Annotated in this window: 18 protein-coding genes and 1 riboswitch; of the genes, 5 read left to right on the forward strand and 13 right to left on the reverse strand. The window is 71.1% G+C overall.

From position 1 onward, the window contains the following. Positions 1 to 118: 118 nt before the first annotated feature. From ACSF8R_RS06480 to ACSF8R_RS06490, 3 genes are all read right to left on the reverse strand, one after another. Positions 119 to 913: an energy-coupling factor transporter transmembrane component T family protein gene (locus tag ACSF8R_RS06480; protein ID WP_434811045.1), complete on the reverse strand. Its 795-nt coding sequence runs from the start codon at positions 911 to 913 to the stop codon at positions 119 to 121. Then, positions 910 to 2373: an ABC transporter ATP-binding protein gene (locus ACSF8R_RS06485; RefSeq protein WP_434811046.1), complete on the reverse strand. Its 1464-nt coding sequence runs from the start codon at positions 2371 to 2373 to the stop codon at positions 910 to 912. Before ACSF8R_RS06485 ends, ACSF8R_RS06480 begins: the two co-directional genes overlap by 4 nt. 2 nt (positions 2374 to 2375) lie before the next feature. Then, on the reverse strand, positions 2376 to 3011 hold the full coding sequence (locus ACSF8R_RS06490; protein ID WP_434811047.1) for an ECF transporter S component: 636 nt from the start codon (positions 3009 to 3011) through the stop codon (positions 2376 to 2378). Continuing rightward, positions 3002 to 3113, reverse strand: a riboswitch (TPP riboswitch). (Overlaps the previous gene by 10 nt.) 37 nt (positions 3114 to 3150) lie before the next feature. On the opposite strand from ACSF8R_RS06490, the gene ACSF8R_RS06495 reads away from it, so the two are divergent. Continuing rightward, positions 3151 to 4524, forward strand: coding sequence for a D-alanyl-D-alanine carboxypeptidase family protein (locus tag ACSF8R_RS06495; protein WP_434811048.1), 1374 nt, complete (start codon positions 3151 to 3153; stop codon positions 4522 to 4524). A 151-nt stretch (positions 4525 to 4675) separates the two neighbouring features. Here the strand turns inward: ACSF8R_RS06495 and ACSF8R_RS06500 are convergent, their stop codons facing one another. The 3 genes from ACSF8R_RS06500 to ACSF8R_RS06510 form a co-directional block, all read right to left on the reverse strand. After that, a complete protein-coding gene (locus ACSF8R_RS06500) occupies positions 4676 to 6271 on the reverse strand; it encodes an SLC13 family permease (RefSeq protein WP_434811049.1) in 1596 nt (531 codons plus the stop codon). A gap of 222 nt (positions 6272 to 6493) precedes the next feature. Continuing rightward, the gene (locus tag ACSF8R_RS06505; protein ID WP_434811050.1) at positions 6494 to 7414 is read right to left on the reverse strand and encodes a DnaJ domain-containing protein; all 921 of its coding nucleotides are present in this window, start codon (positions 7412 to 7414) and stop codon (positions 6494 to 6496) included. 3 nt (positions 7415 to 7417) lie between these two features. Then, complete coding sequence (locus tag ACSF8R_RS06510; protein ID WP_434811051.1) at positions 7418 to 8482, reverse strand: enoyl-CoA hydratase/isomerase family protein; 1065 nt, start codon at positions 8480 to 8482, stop codon at positions 7418 to 7420. 91 nt (positions 8483 to 8573) lie between these two features. Between ACSF8R_RS06510 and ACSF8R_RS06515 the strand changes: the two genes are divergently transcribed. Both ACSF8R_RS06515 and ACSF8R_RS06520 read left to right on the forward strand, forming a co-directional pair. Beyond that, positions 8574 to 9767 carry an ATP-binding cassette domain-containing protein gene (locus tag ACSF8R_RS06515; protein ID WP_434811052.1) on the forward strand — a complete coding sequence of 398 codons (1194 nt, stop codon included), beginning with the start codon at positions 8574 to 8576 and terminating at the stop codon, positions 9765 to 9767. Then, positions 9764 to 10594: an ABC transporter permease gene (locus tag ACSF8R_RS06520; protein WP_434811053.1), complete on the forward strand. Its 831-nt coding sequence runs from the start codon at positions 9764 to 9766 to the stop codon at positions 10592 to 10594. Before ACSF8R_RS06515 ends, ACSF8R_RS06520 begins: the two co-directional genes overlap by 4 nt. Positions 10595 to 10617: 23 nt before the next feature. Here ACSF8R_RS06520 and ACSF8R_RS06525 read toward each other — a convergent pair whose 3' ends face one another. From ACSF8R_RS06525 to ACSF8R_RS06550, 6 genes are all read right to left on the reverse strand, one after another. Continuing rightward, positions 10618 to 11070: a hypothetical protein gene (locus ACSF8R_RS06525; RefSeq protein ID WP_434811054.1), complete on the reverse strand. Its 453-nt coding sequence runs from the start codon at positions 11068 to 11070 to the stop codon at positions 10618 to 10620. 60 nt (positions 11071 to 11130) lie between these two features. After that, positions 11131 to 11937 (reverse strand): uroporphyrinogen-III synthase, encoded by an 807-nt coding sequence (locus ACSF8R_RS06530; protein WP_434811055.1) that lies wholly within the window; start codon positions 11935 to 11937, stop codon positions 11131 to 11133. A 185-nt stretch (positions 11938 to 12122) separates the two neighbouring features. Beyond that, complete coding sequence (locus ACSF8R_RS06535) at positions 12123 to 12395, reverse strand: hypothetical protein (RefSeq protein ID WP_434811056.1); 273 nt, start codon at positions 12393 to 12395, stop codon at positions 12123 to 12125. Further along, the gene (locus ACSF8R_RS06540; protein WP_434811057.1) at positions 12385 to 12795 is read right to left on the reverse strand and encodes a phage holin family protein; all 411 of its coding nucleotides are present in this window, start codon (positions 12793 to 12795) and stop codon (positions 12385 to 12387) included. Before ACSF8R_RS06540 ends, ACSF8R_RS06535 begins: the two co-directional genes overlap by 11 nt. Before the next feature lies 1 nt (position 12796). Beyond that, positions 12797 to 13162 carry a hypothetical protein gene (locus tag ACSF8R_RS06545; protein WP_434811058.1) on the reverse strand — a complete coding sequence of 122 codons (366 nt, stop codon included), beginning with the start codon at positions 13160 to 13162 and terminating at the stop codon, positions 12797 to 12799. 89 nt (positions 13163 to 13251) lie between these two features. Further along, complete coding sequence (locus ACSF8R_RS06550) at positions 13252 to 14655, reverse strand: protoporphyrinogen/coproporphyrinogen oxidase (protein WP_434811059.1); 1404 nt, start codon at positions 14653 to 14655, stop codon at positions 13252 to 13254. A gap of 146 nt (positions 14656 to 14801) precedes the next feature. Here ACSF8R_RS06550 and ACSF8R_RS06555 point away from each other — a divergent pair, with 146 nt between their 5' ends. Both ACSF8R_RS06555 and ACSF8R_RS06560 read left to right on the forward strand, forming a co-directional pair. Beyond that, positions 14802 to 15377 (forward strand): HhH-GPD-type base excision DNA repair protein, encoded by a 576-nt coding sequence (locus tag ACSF8R_RS06555; RefSeq protein WP_434811060.1) that lies wholly within the window; start codon positions 14802 to 14804, stop codon positions 15375 to 15377. A 3-nt stretch (positions 15378 to 15380) separates the two neighbouring features. After that, positions 15381 to 15806, forward strand: coding sequence for a DUF1801 domain-containing protein (locus tag ACSF8R_RS06560; protein WP_434811061.1), 426 nt, complete (start codon positions 15381 to 15383; stop codon positions 15804 to 15806). A gap of 177 nt (positions 15807 to 15983) precedes the next feature. Here the strand turns inward: ACSF8R_RS06560 and ACSF8R_RS06565 are convergent, their stop codons facing one another. Then, positions 15984 to 17372, reverse strand: a complete 1389-nt coding sequence (locus ACSF8R_RS06565; protein ID WP_434811062.1) for a glycine--tRNA ligase — start codon at positions 17370 to 17372, stop codon at positions 15984 to 15986. Positions 17373 to 17555 lie beyond the last annotated feature (183 nt).

Consider the following 17555-nt stretch of genomic DNA (forward strand, 5'->3'; position numbering starts at 1 on the left):
TGTCGTCGCGGCGCGCTCGAAGCGACGATACGCGTCCCCCTTTTCAGGGACCGCGGCTCCAGGGACGGCGACTCCAGGGACGGCGGCTCCGGGGACGGCGGCTCCAGGGACGGCGGCGTCAGGACCAGACGAAGCGGAACAACCCGACGGCGACGGCGGTACCGAGGGCCACGGCGACGATCGCGAGCGCGCCGACGACGGCGACGGCGTCGCGCGACGTGAGCCGTGACCGGCGAAGCCAGGTACGCTCCCCCGGCGCCCCGAACCCGCGGGCCTCCATCGCCATCGACAGTTTCGTGCCGCGACGCACGGCGAACACCAGCAGCACGAACGCCATCGAGAAAAACCTGCGCAGCGCGCCGCGATCGCCCACGCCACGCGCGCGACGTGCGAGGGTCATCGACCGCCAGTCGTCGACGAACAGCCCGAGCGTGCGGGTGCCGGCGAGCACCCCCAACACGAAGTTCGTGGGCAGGCGCACGATCTGCGCCAACGCTGCCGCGAGCTCGTTCGGGTCGACGCGACCAAACAGCAGCACGGTCGGCACCGCGAGGGCGAGCACCCGGATGCCGACGGCCACCGCAGTCGCGATCGAGGCGTCGCTGATCGTAGCCAGCCCGAACGTCCAGTACACCTCGCCGCCGGGCTTGCCGTACAGCAGCACGCTCATCCCGGCGATCGGTGCGACCAGCAGCACGGGCAGGAGTCGTCGCAGCACCGTCGACAGGCGCAGGCCCGTCAGCGGCAGGCACAGCAGTTGGAGCACGACCGCGAGGATGCCGCTGACCACGTCGATCGAGGCGAACAGCGGCAGCGACAGCAGCACGGCCAGCAGCAGTCTGGTGGCGGGGTTCACGCCGTCGAGCCACGCGGTGCGGGTGACGGCCGGCTCGGTGCGCTGCAGCACGCTCATGCTGCGACCTCCCCGGCGTGCGGCAGCGACAGCTCGATGCGGTGGCCGCCCAGATGACTCTCCACGTCGGCGTCGTGCGTGACGGCGATCACCGTGCCGCCGCCGGCGATCTGCTCCTGCAGCAGCTGCACGAGTTCGATCCACCCGCGACGGTCCTGCCCGAAGGTGGGCTCGTCGAGGACGAGGACCGGCGGCGCCGTCGCGAGCGCCGTCCCTACCGACAGCCGCCGCTTCTGGCCCCCCGAGAGGGTGAACGGATTCGCGCGCGCCAATGGTGCCAGGTGCAGGCGCTCGAGCAGCTCGTCAACGATCGCCATCCGCGCCAAGTCGAAGCCCGCAGCGCGCGGGCCGACGGCGAGCTCGTCGCGCACCGTCTTGGCCAGGAATTGGTGCTCGGGGTCTTGGAAGACCACGCCGATCCGACTGAGGAGCTCGCGTGAGGTCCACTTCGCCGGGCGACGACCCTTGCGACCGGCGAGCGCCGGCGCGGCCTCGACGACGCCGCGAAGCTCCGGCAGCAGCCCGGCGAGCGTCAGCGCGAGCGTCGACTTTCCACTGCCGTTCACGCCGGTGATGACCGTGGCGGCCCCGCTCGGCACCGCCAGGCCGAGGCGAGTCTGCACCGCATTGCGCCCGTCGCGCGAGACGGCGAGCCCGCGCGCCCGGAGCACATCGCTGCCACCGCCACCCCGCGGCAATGCCGGAAGGTCGATGGCGCGACCGGGCACCCACACACCCGCGGCGGCGAGTGCGACGCCGTGCGAGGTGAAGACCTCGGCGGGCGGGCCGTCCGCGAGCAGTCCGCCCTCGGCATCCAGCACGATGACCCGGTCCATGAGGTCGACCCACACGTCGGTGCGGTGCTCGATCACGATCAGGGTCGCACCTCGACCGGCGACTGCCCGTTCGACCGCGCGCCGGACTTCGCCGACACCGGCCGGATCGAGGTTCGCCGTCGGCTCGTCGAGCAGCAGAAGTCCCGGCTGCATCGCGAGGATGCCGGCGATCGCGAGCCGCTGCTTCTGCCCGCCGGAGAGGTGCTTCGTCGGGCGATCGCGGGGTACGTCAAGACCGACGGCGTCGAGGGCGGCAGCGACGCGGCTCGGGATCTCGCTCGGCGGGACGCCCAAGTTCTCGCAGCCGAACGCGACGTCGTCGCCGACCGTGGACAGCACGACGCCGGCGTCTGGGTCTTGCAGCACGAGGCCCACCTGCCCGCGGCAGGCATCGGGCGCCTGGCCGTCCAGGCGGATCTCGCCGGTGGTCTCCCCCTCGTCGGCGCCGCCGAGCAGGCCTGCGAGACCGGCGAGCAGCGTCGACTTGCCCGCACCCGAGGCGCCGAGCAGCAGCACACGCTCACCCGGCTCGATCGTGAAGGTCACATCGGTCACGGCCGCGGCGCGCCGGCCGGCGTAGCGCCACCCCCAGCCCGACGCCGTGACACGTGTCGGACGGTGCACGCTCAGACCTCGGTGCGGGCTTCGCGTCCGGCGGCGAAGCGACTCAGCGCGCCGGTCGCCGCCAGCGCCCGAACCAGCAGCCAGCCGACGATGCCGGCGAGCACGATGCCCGAGGCGACCGCGACGCCGAGGTAGATGAGGTTGTATTCGAGGGTCTTGAGGATGTTCGGCGTCGTTCCGTAGAACAGCTCGAGCACCACTGCGCCGAGTGCCGCGCCGACACCGGCGAGGATCGAGACCGGCAGCGTGAAGCGACGGTAGAAGAAGGCGAGGAAGACCAGTTCGGCGCCGAGCCCCTGCGCCAGGCCCGACATGATCGTGCCGACGCCCCACTGGTTGCCGAGCAGCGCTGAGACGGTCGCCGCGACGAGCTCGACGAACAGCGCCGCGCCGGGCTTGCGGATCACGAGCCCGCCCACGACGCCGCCGAGCAGCCAGATGCCGAGCGCGACGCCGCCGAGGCCCGGGGTGAGTGCATCCATCGCACCCCACCAGGCGTACCCGACGGTGTTCCAGCCCGAGAAGACCAGACCGATCGCGACACCCAGGACGCTCGCGACGATGATGTCGACGGGGCGCCACGCGAAGCGATTCGCGGTGGCAGAACGGACGGTGGTGGACGACGCGGACGCGTGCATATCTACTCCTCCCTGCGCCGGCATGACCCGGATCAGGTTCGACGGTCGAAGCGTGGTTCGCTTCCTCTCAGCCCGGCTCACCGGACTCCCGTGGTTGTCGCGTCGAGTATAGCGCCGACGGTCACGGTAGTTTTGTCGCGTGGATGATGCGCGCGACCCCGACGGCGCACCTCGCAACCCCTCGACCGGCACGACGGCGCTCGCGTGGGTGGACGAGGAACGCATCATGTCGGGCGCCCAGCCCACCGTGCCCGCTCGCGGACGCGCGCCCGACCTGCTGGCCCGTCGGCCGCGACGACGGATCCCACCCACGTTCTTCCTCGTGCCGATCGCGACGGTGCTTGTGCTGGCCTGCGCGTACACCGGCGCAGCACTGCTGTGGCCGCTGCACAACGTGCAGCCCACCGTGACGGCGGCCGAGATCGCGACCGTGGCGGCACCCGAGACCGCCGTCAGCTGGCCGGAGAACGGCAGCGCCGCGGTCGGGGTCGACGGGCTGGAGACGGTCGCGGCATCCGATGACGAGGCCGTGCCGATGGCGAGCATCACGAAGCTCGTGACCGCACTCATGGTGCTCGACGAGACGCCGCTCGAGGTTGGCGAGCAGGGTCCCGAGCGCGAGATCACGTGGGCCGATCGCTACCGCTACTGGGAGTACCTTGCGCGCGGCGAGTCGGCGCTCGACGTGCCCGTCGACGGCACCCTCACGACCTACCAGCTGCTGCAGGGCATGCTCATGGGCTCCGCGGGCAACTACGCCGAGCTGCTGACCGCCGACACCTGGCCGACGGATGCCGAGTTCTCCGCCGCCGCGACCGAGTGGCTCGACGCCAACGGCCTGAACGACATCGTCGTGGTCGACCCGAGTGGCATCAGCCAGGAGAACGTTGCGACACCTGCCGCGCTCATCGACCTCGGCGAAGCCGCCCTCGACAATCCGGTACTCGCCGAGATCGTCGCCACCGAATCGGTGGAGCTGCCCGGCGCCGGCGAGGTCGAGAACACGAACGAACTGCTCGACGACGGCGCGGTGGGGCTCAAGACCGGCACCCTGTACGGCGACTACAACCTGCTCGCGGCCCGCGACATCGACGCCACCGACGCGGTCGTCACCGTCTACGCCGTCGTGCTCGGCCAGATCGGCAACGACGCCCGCTTCGACGAAGCGGAGCGGCTGCTCGATGAGGTCGTCGCCGAAGCCGAGACCCCGGTCACCCTTCCTGCGGGAACGGTCGCCGGTTCTGTGACGACCCTCTGGGGCGACTCAGCAGACATCGTCACCACCGAAGACGTGTCGGTGCTCGCGTGGAACGGCGCGTCTGCGGCATCCACCCCTGCGCTCGACCTGGGCGAGGCGGCGGCCGATCGCGAGGACGGCGACCCGGCCGGGACCGTGTCATTCGAGGGTCCGGTGAACGCGCAGACGGCACCGCTTGCGCTCACGGCGACGATCACCGACCCCGACGGGTGGTGGCGACTCACCCACCCGCTCGAGCTGTTCGGGCTGGGGTGAGTGCCGGGGTGCAGTTGAGCGCCGGCTCCCGGCATCCTTCGAGCGCACGGTTCGGCGCGCGTTCGGGAGGGGAACGGCGTTCGGGAGGGCCGCGGCGGCGGCGATCAGCCTCCCGAGTGCAGAGTTCCTCCCGAGCGCGCGGCGCCAGGGGCTAGAAAGGCCAAATCACCGGCACGTACAGCACCGCGACGGCGAGGAACCCGACCGTGAGCGGGGCCCCGAGGCGCCAGTAGTCGCCGAAGCGGTAGCCGCCGGGCTGCATGACCATCACGTTGGCGGGCGTGGCGACCGGGGTGAGGAAGGCCGCCGCCCCGGCGACGGTGAGGGCCATCATGAACGGCTGGATGCTGACGTCCAGCGTGGCGGCGATCGCCACCGCGATGGGGGCGACCACCAGCACGGTGGCGACATTGGAGATGAACTGCCCGAGCACCATCGTCAGCACGCACAGCACCAGCAGCGCGAGGTGCGGCGACGCGCGGCCGATGAGGGCGAGCACGCCGTCGGCGACGAGGTCCGCGGCTCCCGTGGAGGTGAAGGCGGCCGACAGTGCCATCATGCCGGCGATGAGGATGACGGTGGTCCACGAGATCGCGCGGTAGGTCTGCGGCACCGTCAGCACGCGGGTGACGATCAGCGCACCGGCGGCGAGCAGTCCCGCCACCGCCGGGGGCACGAGCCCGGTCGCCAGCAGCACGACCATGACGCCGAGGATCACGAGGGCTCGGCGGGCACCGCGGCCGAGCGGGACCGCCCGCTGCAGCGCCTGCGGCGAGGTGACGGCGATCACGTCGGGCGAGGCGGTGTAGCGGGTGAGCGACTCCCAGGGGCCCTGCACGAGGAGGGCGTCGCCGGCCTGCAGGGTGAGGGCACCGGCGATGTCGCGGGCGGGATGCGCCGGGTCGGGCGCCTCGGCGCCGCGGCGCACCGCGAGGATGACGATGCTCTCGTCGCTGGTGGTCATGCCCGCGCAGACGGTGGTGCCGATGAGGGCCGAGCGCGGTGCGACCAGCACCTCGGCCGCGCCGTCGCGTGCGCCGAACAGCACCCCGGTGTCGAGGCTCACCGCGTAGCTCTCCCGCAGGGCGCGGGCGTGCGCGCGGGGGTCGGGCGCGACGTCGGCGACCCGGTCGGGCACCCGGTCCGGCAGCAGCCGGTCGCCACCCAGCACGACGACCAGCACCGTGAGGGCGACCAGCGGGATGCCGGCGAGGGCGAACTCGAAGAACCCGAAGGCGCGACCGCCGGCCGCGGCGGCGGCATCCGAGACGACGATGTTCACGGGCGTGCCGGTGAGGGTGAGCAGCGACCCCGCGCTCGCGGCGAAGGCGAGCGGGATCAGCAGCTTCGACGGGACGAGGCCGGCACGCACGGCGACCACGACGACCACGGGGAGCAGGGCCGCGACGGCGCCGTTGATGCTGATGAACGCCGACAGTGCGGCGGCGAGCAGGGCGATGATGGCGGTGAGCCGCCGCCGGTCGGTGCCGGCCCGGCTGATCACCTGGTGACCCGCCCAGGCCGTCACGCCCGTGGCATCCAGCGCCTCGCTCACGACGAACAGGGACGCGATGAACAGCACCGTCGGATCGCCGAATCCGGCGAGCGCCTGCGCGAGGGTGAGCGTGCCCGTCGCCCACAGCGCCAGGACGACGCCGACCGCGATCACCGCGAGCGGCACGCGGTTGCTGACGAACGCGAAGATCGCCAGCCCCAGCACGATGAAAGTCCACACCGCGGGGTCCATGGTCCCACCCTAGTGACCCCGGGCGGGGTCACCCGACCCCACCCCACTGTCACCCCATCTCCGCCCGTGTCCATAGTCCAAGCCCGTGAACAACTGCGGGCCTGACACCCGACACGCCGGGCCGACGACCGGATGCGGCGGCGTGTCGCCCCGCATCCCCGCAGTTGTGCACAACCCGGACGGCAGGGGCGGCAAGAGGGTGGCGGCGGCGGGGAGGCCCGGTCAGGCGAACTGCACGACCTGCTGCAGACGGGTGCGGATGTCGAAGAGTTCGTTGCCGCCGATGTCGCGGGCGCCGGCGACGCCGCGGCGCAACACGGTCGACAGCGCCGACTGCGCGACGACCGCGACCGGCACACCCTTGACCTTGCCGAGTTCTTCGATCGCCGTGGCGATGTCGTCGTCGGGCACCACGACGATGACACCGCTGAACTTCACACGGGCGAAGCGCGCCATCGCGCGAGTGCGTGCGACGAGGGTCGCCACCGGTGTGCCGTCGACGCCGTCGCCGATGATCTCACCGCGGCGCAGCCGGATCGGCCCACCGACGTCTTCTGACAGCAGCCCGTAGAGCCCGCTCGGGCCGAGCACGATGTGATCGAGCTTCGCGTCGGGGTCTCGGGGGTCGACGGCGACGTCGTGCCAGACCGTGTAGCCCATGCCGAGTTCGCCGACGATGCGTGCCGTCGCCTCCTCGGCGATCGCGTCTGCCAGCAGCCGCCGAATCTCGCGGGGCGCACGCCGCACGAGCGCCGGGTCGTAGGGGTTCTCGAGCGTCGTGCCGCGACCGCTCCACTCGCGCATGAGGGTGAGGTACCGCTCGCGACGCCAGCCGCCGGGCTGACCGAACGAGCGGGCGCGCGGGCGGGTGTCGTTCGGCGCGTGCGGTGGGCGCCACTGCGGGGTGTCGGGCTCGTACGATGCGCCGAACCCGTGCCCACGGTCGTAGGCGGCACGGGCCTCGGGCGTGCCGACGAGCTCCCACGCCCGTTGCACCTGCACGAACAGCGCCGCGTCACCGCCGGTGTCGGGATGGGTCTGACGCAGCCGCAGCCGGTAGGCGCGGCGCAGCTCCTCGTCGGAGGCGTCGGGCGCGACGGTGAGCACCTCGTAGGCCGACGCCGACAGGGGACTGTCGAACACGCGTCAGCTCCAGAGCGGGGTCGAGGGCGTCGCGGCGAGCGCTTCGGCGCCGAGTCCGTCGGGCAGGTCGTCGACGGATGCCGGCTGCCATGCCGGGTTGCGATCCTTGTCGACCAGCTGCGCGCGGATCCCTTCGACGAGGTCGGGCCGGCTCGTCGCGAACCACATGACGAGGCCGTACTCCTGCTCGAGCGCGGCGCGCAGGTTCGGCAGGTCGCGGGCAGCGCGGACGGCGGCGAGGGTCACGGCAAGACCCGTCGGCGACAGCTCGCGCAGGGTCTGGGCGGCGGCGTGCGCCTCGGGTTCGCTGCGTGCGTCGAGCCGGGCGATGATCTCGGCGACGGAGTCGGCGGCGAACGCGTCGTCGATCCACGCACGCTGCGCGATGAGCCGCGACGGTTCGGGCGTCTCGTCGAACAGCAGCACGAGCTCGGTCGGCGTCTGCGGGTCGGCGCGGGTCACGAGCGCGTCGCGCAGGTCGTCGAGCCGATCCGACGGCACCATGTGGTCGGCGAATCCGGTGGCGATCGCATCGGCGGCATCCATCGTCGCCCCCGTCAGCGCGAGGTACTCCCCCAGGCGGCCCGGTGCATGTGCGAGCAGCCAGGTGCCGCCGACATCGGGGGTGAATCCGATGCGGGTCTCGGGCATGGCGAGCTTCGAACGCTCGGTCACGACACGGACGGCGGCGTGCCCGGCCAGGCCGATGCCACCACCCATCGTGATGCCGTCGGCGAAGACGACCACCGGCTTCGGATACTCGGCGATGCGCGCGTTGAGTGCGTACTCGGCCCGGAAGAACTCGCCGGTCTGGTCTGCCCGCCCATCGACGATGAGGTCGTAGAGGCCACGCACATCTCCCCCGGCGCACAGTCCCCGGTCGCCGGCGCCGTCGAGCAGCACGATCTGCACGTCAGCGTCATGCTCCCAGCGATCGAGCGCAGCGGCGAGGTCTCGGATCATGCCGAGGTCGAGCGCGTTGATGGCCTTGGGCCTGTCAAGCGTGAGCCTGCCGACGCTCCCCTCGGTGCGGACCATGACCTGGGACGACGGGGGCGCACTGCTCATTCCGTCATTATCCCCTGCGGCGTTGCTGGCGGCGCGGACGGGTCTCGTCCGTCAGGATGGTGAGGACCGCCCGACGACGAGAGGCCGCGCAATGCCCGAGGGACACGTCCTTCGCTTCACCGACGTCACCAAGCGATTCGGCGCCATCACGGCCGTCGACGGGCTCACCGCCGAGGTGCAGCCGGGCGTGGTGACCGGCTTCCTCGGTCCGAACGGCGCCGGCAAGACGACGAGCCTGCGCATTCTGCTCGGGCTCGTGCGCGCAACATCGGGCAGCGCCACGATCGGCGGACAGCGCTACGCCGACCTGCGGTTTCCGCTGCAGTCGGTCGGGGCAGCCCTCGAAGCCTCGAGCTTTCACCCCGGACGCACCGCGGCGAACCACCTCACGGTGTACGCGCAGGCCGCCGGCATCGCACGCTCGCGGGTCGACGAGGTGCTCGGACAGGTCGGGCTCGCCGATGCCGCCGGGCGCAAGGTGGGCGGCTTCTCGCTCGGCATGCGCCAACGCCTCGGCCTCGCCTACACGCTGCTGGGCGACCCCGGCGTGCTCGTGCTCGACGAACCGTCGAACGGGCTCGACCCCGAAGGCATCAAATGGATGCGGGGGTTCCTGCGGCAGCTGGCGTCGGAGGGCCGCACCGTGCTCGTCTCGTCGCACATCCTCGCCGAAATCCAGCAGTCGGTCGACGCCCTGCTGATCATCAGTCGTGGCCGCCTCGTCTTTCAGGGTGCGCTGCACGAACTGACGGATGCCGACGAATTCGCGACCGTCGTCGACGCGCCCGACCGCGCGGCCCTGATCACGGCGCTGACCGACGCCGACCTGTCGCACGATGCGATGCGCTCAGGGCTCACGGTGCACGGCGCCGACACCGCCACGGTCGGTGCGGTCGCGGCGGCCGCCGGGGTCGCGCTGTCGACGCTGCAGCGTCGCGGTCCGGCGCTGGAGGAGGTGTTCCTCGACCTCGTCAACGGCGTCCGTGTGCACGCGTCGGTGCACGCCGATGCCGGTGCCGAGGCCGATGGCGGAGATCAGGAGGCCGCACCCGCGCTGCGCACCGACGACGCCGCCACCGAGCCCGCGGCGACCCCGGCATCCGAACCTGCCGCAACGGCGGATGCCGGCACCGCAGCGCCCGCCGAACTCGAGCCCGCGGCGCCCACGGCCCGGACCGCCGCGCCGGGTGCCGCGCACGACGAGCCCTATGAGCCGGCCATCACCGAGGCTATCTTCGTGATCCCGCCCGACTTCGACGACAACGACGAAGGGGGACGAGCATGAGCCTCGCACGTGCGACCCGGTCTGAGCTGACGAAGCAGTTCACGACGTCGATGTGGTGGATTCTCGCGGTCGTGCTCGTCGTGTACATCGGGCCGACCGCGGCGGGTCTTGCCGCCGTGTTCGCGTTGAACGTCGACGGGTCGCTGGACCAGGCCGGCGGCGGCATGCCGCCGCTGCCCGCCGACATGCTGCCGGCGATGGTCTACAGCCTCGCGACCGCGATCGGCTATGTCTTCCCCCTGCTGATCGGCACGCTGCTGGTGACGGGCGAGTTCCGTCACCTCACGCTCACCCCGACGTTCCTCGCCGTGCCGCGGCGCGGCATCGCGCTCGGCGGCAAGCTGCTCGCCGGTGTCGTCATGGGGGCGCTGTACGGCGTGATCTCCGTCGTCATCACCGTCGGACCCGGCGCGGCGCTCCTGGCCGCATTCGGCGTCGACCCGCTGCTGGGCGAAACCGAGACGTGGGCGATGATCGGGCGGATGCTGCTGGCCATGATCATCTGGGTGATCGTCGGCTTCGGCATCGGAACCCTCGTGCGCAACCAGGTCGCCGCGGTCGTGGGCGTGATCGCCTTCACACAGTTCTTGGAACCGATCCTGCGGATGATCGGTGGGTTCGTCGACGGCGTGTCCGAGGCGACCCAGTATCTGCCGGGCGCCGCCTCCGACGCGCTCGTCGGCGCGAGCATCTTCACCGGCCTCACCGGTGCGACCACAGACGTCGCGGCCCTCGAGTGGTGGATCGGCGGCCTCGTGCTGCTCGGCTACGGCGTCGTGCTCGTCGTACTCGGCCACCTGGTGAGCTGGCGGCGCGACGTCAACTGACGCCGGTCACGCGGCAGGCCCGGTCACGCCGTCGCGGGTCGCGGTGCCGGTGCCGGTGCCGGCGACGGGCGGTGCACCGGAACAGCCCCCGTCGCGAGCGAGACCACATCGGTCGGCTCCCCTGCGGCATCGACCCGCAGGGCTTGCACGAGTGCGAGGCCGTGGCGGGTCGACAGCACGAGACGCGAGAACTCCGCATCCTCGGCCATGTCGATGACGACAGCTGGGCGGCCGCGTCGGACGATCACGAAGTCCGACCCGGCGGCCGACTTCCACGTGCCCATCGCGAGCACGCCCCGCAGGTGCGTGCCGGGGCTCGCGACGCCGCGCAGCCACGTCCACGCATCGTCGACGAGCTGCACCTTTCGGATGCCGGAGCGTTCGACGTGCACGTCGCCTCGGTGCAGCGACAGGGCGCGCTCGGTCACCGAGAGCCGCACTTCGAGTCGGGTCGAGTCGAGCAGCAAGGTGACCATGGCCCTCAGTCTGCCAGCGTCGGCCTCACGAGACGGTCACCGTGCGGCAACGATCCGGTGTCAGATCGCGAATTCGTCGCTCGCGTGGGGCAACGCGAAGCGCGAGACCGCTTCGATGAGCCCGTCGACGGTCTGTTCACGGGCAATGACCTTGATGCCCAGGCCCGCCTTGCGGGCGTCTTTCGCGGTACGCGGGCCGATCGCCGCGATGACGGTCTCGGTGGGAATCTCGGGGAACTGCGCGTGGACCTGTTCGGCGACCGAGCCGCTCGTGACGAGGATCGCGTTGATGCGACCTGAGCGGACGTCTTCGGCGATGCGCTCGGTCGCGGGCACGCCGACGGTGCGGTAGGCGACGACGCTGCGCACATCGTGCCCGGCCTCGCTGAGTTTTCGGGTGAGCACGGGCTTGGCGATCTCGCTGCGCAGCGTGAGGATGCGGCGGGGCTCGGACTCGAGCGCGATGAGCTGCGCAGCCATGCCCGCGGCGGAGTTGTCGTCTTCGGGCACCAGATCGACGCGGTATCCGACGGCGGTGAGCGCGGCGGCCGTGGTCTCACCGACGGCGGCGATCTGCGTGGATGCGGGGATCACGGCCCGGTAGGCGTAGAGCACGTCGACAGTGGTCGCGCTGGTGACGGTCAGCCAGTCGAAGGCGCCTGCGGCGAGGTCGGCGAGCGACTGCTCGAGCGTCGCCTGATCACGAGACGGTGCGAAGTTGATGAGCGGTGCGATGACGGGCGTCGCTCCCTGCGCACGCAGGGTCGCCGCCACACCGTCACCCCAGGGGCCGCCGCGGGGCACCAGGACGCGCCAGCCTTTGAGGGGCTTGGCCTTCTGGTCCGAAGCGAGGGGCTTTGTGTTCATGGGTCGACTCTCGTGATGCTGCATCATCGGTCGCCCGGCGTTCGAGCAACCGATGCACGCCCTCCCCACTCGTCACCGGGGCGACGAGGTGCGAGAAACGTCATCGGCAGCGTCTGCGTCTTTGCCGCTGCTTGCAGACGAGCATACCCCCGGGCGGCGGTGCCGGCGGCGGCGGGGGCAGCGGATCAGCGCGTGTAGAGCCGGACGATGCCCCAGACGGCTGCGCCCACCGCGACGGCAACGCCCACGACGGCAGCCGCTGCGATCGCGGGGCTCTCGCGGCTGAAGCGCCGCGCACTCGTGATGCCCTGATCGGCAGCGACCGCGACCCGCTTGGGCACGTTCGCCTTCTCTTCGATCGCGAACAGCGCCGCCTTCAATTCGGCGCGGGCCTTCTCGACCGGGTCGGTGATGCCGACGGGCACGGCGGTGCGGGGAACGGGAAGCTCAGAACTCATCGGCGACGTCCTTCACGATGGCGGCGTCGGTGCTGAGCGCCTTCGCCGGGTTCTCGGAACGGGAGAGGTGTCGGATGCGGGCGACGCCCAGCAGCGCGAAGATCACCGCGAGCAGCAGCCCGATGCCCGCGACGATGAGCGAGGCGAGCCAGGCCGGCATCCACGACGACAGCCCGATGATGGTGAACGCACCGGCGGCCGGGATGAACCAGAACAAGAAGAACAGCGCGACGATGAACCAGACGCCGCCCATGCCGACGTCCTTGCCGGCGCTCTTGGCCCACTTCTTGGCCGAGTCGATCTCTGCGACGACGAGGTTGCGCACCAGCTCGGGCACTTCGCCGAGCAGCGTGAACAGGCTGTCGTCGTTGCGATCGCGGAAGCCGCGAGGCGTGCTCATGTCACTTCTTCTTCGCGTCGTCGACGGCCTTCTTCACGCCGTCGGCGGTCTTGTCGGCAGCCTCGGCGACGTCGTCGGCCGATTCTTTGCCGGCCTTGATCGCCGCGTCGAGCTTCTGCCCGGGCGTCGCGCCCTTCTTCGCTGCCGCCTTGGTGACCTTGACGGCGCCGTCCCAGACAGCGCTCGGCAGCGCGAGCGCGGCCGACTTGCCGAGGTCCTTGACCTTGTCGACCTGGTGCTGCACGGGGTCGGTGTTCCAGACCTTCAAGAAGCCGGTCTTGATCTGCTCGTAGCGCTCACGGCCGGCCCGCGCGCCGAGCACATAGCCCGCGGCGAGTCCGACGACGATGCCAATCTTCCCCTTCATGGGGTCTCCTCACGCTCGTTGTCGGTGTCGCTGTCCGTCCAGGGTAGCCGCATATTCCGATTCCGGCATCCGGGGTTGACATCGAGGGGTCACACCGCTCCCGAGTCGCTCCACAGCGCGCGGCTGCGTACCGAGTCGGCCGTGCGGATGCCGGCGGCAACAGTGCGCGCGAGCCCGCTGCCGGCGATCCAGGCGCCGACGACCGCGAGGGTCGGGTGGGGTTCGAGGGCCGCCCGGACCGTATCGACGGTCTGCGCGTGGCCGCGGACTGCCGCAGGCGCGGCGCGGTATCGGCGTGCGGAGGCGGCGCTGACGACGCGCAGTTCTTCGACACCGAGCAGCGCCGCCGCCGCGGCCCGAGCCCGCTCGGTCCGGTCGCCGCCGGCGCGCTGAGCGGGCAGGGTGACGCGCAGCACGTGGTGTCCCGCGGGCAGCGCGCCGGCGAGCCACTCCCACACCGCCGTGGCGTGCACGACCGATGCCGAGCCGTCGAACGCGTGCACCTCGTGGCCGCGCGGCGCATCGTCGAGAGCGGGTGCGTCGACGAGCAGCGTCGTGACGTCGAGCTCATCGCCATGGTGCGATGCGGGCAGGGTGACGATGCCGTGCAGCAGCGACCGGGCCGACGGTCCGTCGGCGGCGACGATCACGGCATCCGCCTCGGCCGTCTCGGCCGTCTCGCCACCGACCTCGAGTCGCCACCGGTCGCCGTCGGCGTGCAGCGCCGTGACGGGCGCGCCGAGCCGGACGTCGGCGGCGAGGTCGTCGAGGGCCGCGGCGAGCGCGTCGACGAGTGTCACGAGCCCGCCGCGCAGCGACAGCACGGCCGGGTCGGGTGTCTGCGACCCGAGCTCGCCGACGGCGCCGGCGAGGGATCCGGTGCGGGTGAGGGCTGAGCTCAGGCCCGGCGCCGCGTCCTGCACGTCGATGTCGTCGGGGTGCACGCCGAACACGCCCAGCGACAGGGGCGCGACCATGCGGTCGACGATCTTCGCTCCCATGCGACCGCGCACCAACTCGCCGAGCGCCTGCGCGTGCCCGATCGTGAGCGGCGGACGCAGCCGGTCGAGGTAGGCGCGCCATGCACCCGACCAGCCGATGAAGCGTCGGGCGTCGTCGCCCCACGGGTTCGCGGGGATGCCGAGCACGCTGTCACTCGGCAGCGGCGCGGCATTCGGCGTCGAGGGCAGGCCCGCGATCCACCGCCCACCCGGCAATGGTGCAACGACCTCGCCCGCGAGGCTGAGGTGGTCGACGAGTTCGCGCATCACTTCGGACGATGCCGCCCAACGGTCGGCGCCGGCGTCGACGCGGATGCCGTCGAACTCAGCAGCGTCGATCGTGCCGCCGAGCCGGTCGGACGCCTCGAACAGCGTCACCGAGACGCCGACCTTCGCGCATTCGTACGCGGCGACGAGCCCCGCGATGCCGCCGCCGATCACCGCGATGCGGGTCTCTCGGGCGTGGCGGACGAGGTCGGGCGCGTCGGACATGCCTTCATCCTTTCACCCGGCACCTGTCGATGACCCGTGCACAACGTCGCCGATCCGCGCCACTGCGGCGCGGAATCGGCGTGCGCGGCCCGATCCGGCGCGGATGTGCGACGTTATACACGGGGGCGAAGTGGAACACTGGTGCTATGACGCTGCGCATCACCGACGACCCGGCCGCCGACCAGCTGCTCACCGACGACCCGCTGGCGCTGCTGATCGGTATGCTGCTCGACCAGCAGGTGGCGATGGAGACCGCGTTCGCAGGTCCCTTGAAGATCGCCGACCGCATCGGCACGCTCGATGCGGCCGCGATCGGCGGGTACGACCCGGAGCAGTTCGCGGCCGCGTTCTCGCAGACGCCCGCCGTCCACCGCTTTCCCGGATCGATGGCCGCGCGCACGCAGGCGCTGTGCACCGCGATCGCAGACGACTGGGGCGGCGACGCATCCGCCATCTGGACGCAGGGCGACCCCGACGGCGCCACCGTGCTGAAGCGATTGAAGGCGCTGCCCGGCTTCGGCGAGCAGAAGGCGAAGATTTTCCTCGCGCTGCTCGGCAAACAGTACGGGTACACCGGCGCGGGCTGGCGCGAGGCCGCCGGCTTGTACGGCGACGAAGGCTCGTTCCGTTCGGTGGCCGACATCGTCTCGCCCGAGTCGCTGACGAAGGTGCGGGAGTACAAGAAGGCCGCGAAAGCCGCTGCAAAAGCTGCGAAGGGCTGAACCATGGAACCCACCGGAGGCAGCGTCGCCGCATTCGTCGCCGGAGTGACCCCAGCGAAGCGCAGGCGGGATGCCGAGACGCTCATCGCACTCATGCGAGACGTGAGCGGTCGCGAGCCCGAACTGTGGGGCACGATCATCGGCTTCGGCAGCTGCCACTACCGCTACCCGACGGGCAATGAGGGCGACATGCCGCTCATCGCGTTCGCGCCGAGGAAGGCGGCATCCACCCTCTACGTGCTCGACGGCACCGGCGAGCACCCGGCCGAACTCGCCCGGCTCGGCCCGCACACCGCGAGCGTCGGCTGCGTCTACATCAAAGACGTCGAACTCGTCGACCACGACGTGCTGCGCACGATCGTGCAGAAGGCGTACGACTTCACGCTCGGCGGCGGCAACGACTACGCGAAGATCACCGTCACCGACTGACGGCGCCGTCCAGGACTCCCGTCGCGGACGGCGCCGTTCAATATTCAGTCTGCGCGCTGCGCGGCGCGCCGCGCCCGCCCGGAATCCCGCGGGACGGTCCCCGAACGGATGCCGCGGAGCCTGAATGTTGAACGCGACCGGCGCCCGCTCGAGACGGTCGCGCCGGTCGCGCGACGCTCAGGCGCCGCGCAGGCGCTCGGCGAGGTAGGTCTCGAGCGCGTCGAGGCCGACGCGCTCCTGGGCCATCGCGTCGCGGTCGCGGATGGTGACGGCGTTGTCGTCGAGCGAGTCGAAGTCGACCGTGACGCAGAACGGCGTACCGATCTCGTCCTGACGGCGGTAACGGCGGCCGATCGCGCCGGCGTCGTCGAAGTCGACGTTCCAGCCGCGGCCGCGCAGGCGGTCGGCGGTCTCACGCGCAAGCGGCGACAGGCGCTCGTTGCGCGACAGCGGCAGCACCGCGACCTTCACCGGCGCCAGGCGTGGGTCGAGACTCAGCACGGTGCGGGTGTCGGTGCCGCCCTTGGCGTTGGGCACCTCTTCCTCTCGATAGGCATCCACGAGGAACGCCATCATGGACCGGGTGAGGCCGAACGAGGGCTCGATGACGTACGGCACGTACGTCTCGCCGGATGCCTGGTCGAAGTACGTGAGCTTCTGGCCCGAGGCCTCGATGTGGCTCGACAGGTCGAAGTCTGTGCGGTTGGCGATGCCCATGAGCTCGCCCCACTCCTTGCCAGGGAAGCCGAAGCGGTACTCAACGTCGATCGTGCCCGCTGAGTAGTGCGCACGCTCGTCTTCGGGCACGTCGAACTGGCGCATGTTCTCGGGGTCGATGCCGAGCTCGATGAACCAGTCCCAGCACGCCTGCACCCAGTGCTCGAACCACTCGCCGGCCTCTGCCGGCGGCGTGAAGAACTCGATCTCCATCTGCTCGAACTCGCGCGTGCGGAAGATGAAGTTGCCTGGGGTGATCTCGTTGCGGAACGCCTTGCCGACCTGCCCGATGCCGAACGGCGGCTTCTTGCGGCTCGCGGTGAGCACGTTCGAGAAGTTCACGAAGATGCCCTGCGCGGTCTCGGGGCGCAGGAAGTGCAGGCCCGACTCGTCGTCGACGACGCCGAGGTAGGTCTTCACGAGGCCCGAGAACGCCTTCGGCTCGGTGTACTGGCCCTTCGTGCCGCAGTTCGGGCACGGCACGTCGCCGAGACCGTTCTCGGCCTTTCGGCCCTTGCGCGCCTCGAAGTCCTCGATGAGCGTGTCTTCGCGGAACCGCTTGTGACACTGCAGGCACTCCACGAGCGGGTCGCTGAACGTCGCGACGTGGCCCGACGCCTCCCACACGCGCTTGGGCAGGATCACCGACGAGTCCAGCCCCACCATGTCGCCGCGTCCGCGGACGAACGTCTGCCACCACTGGCGGCGGATGTTCTCCTTCAGCTCAGTGCCGAGGGGGCCGTAGTCCCACGCCGACCGCGATCCGCCGTAGATCTCACCGGCCTGGAACACGAACCCGCGGTGACGGGCGAGGGCGATGACTTTGTCGAGGCGAGACTGCTCGGCCACAGGTGGCTCCAAATGGTCGTTTTCGTGCGGTGCGCGATGGCGCGGATGCCGGAGACCCCGGCATCCGTCCAGTCTAGTCGTGCCGCTGTCGGGCGCCGGATTGAGCGACCGCCTGCAGGGTGCGCTTCGAACTCGGACGCGCATCGGCCGGTGTCACCGCACGATACGGTCGAAGGGTCATCC

It is taken from the genome of Microbacterium sp. bgisy189 (assembly GCF_965345345.1).
Lineage (GTDB): Bacteria > Actinomycetota > Actinomycetes > Actinomycetales > Microbacteriaceae > Microbacterium.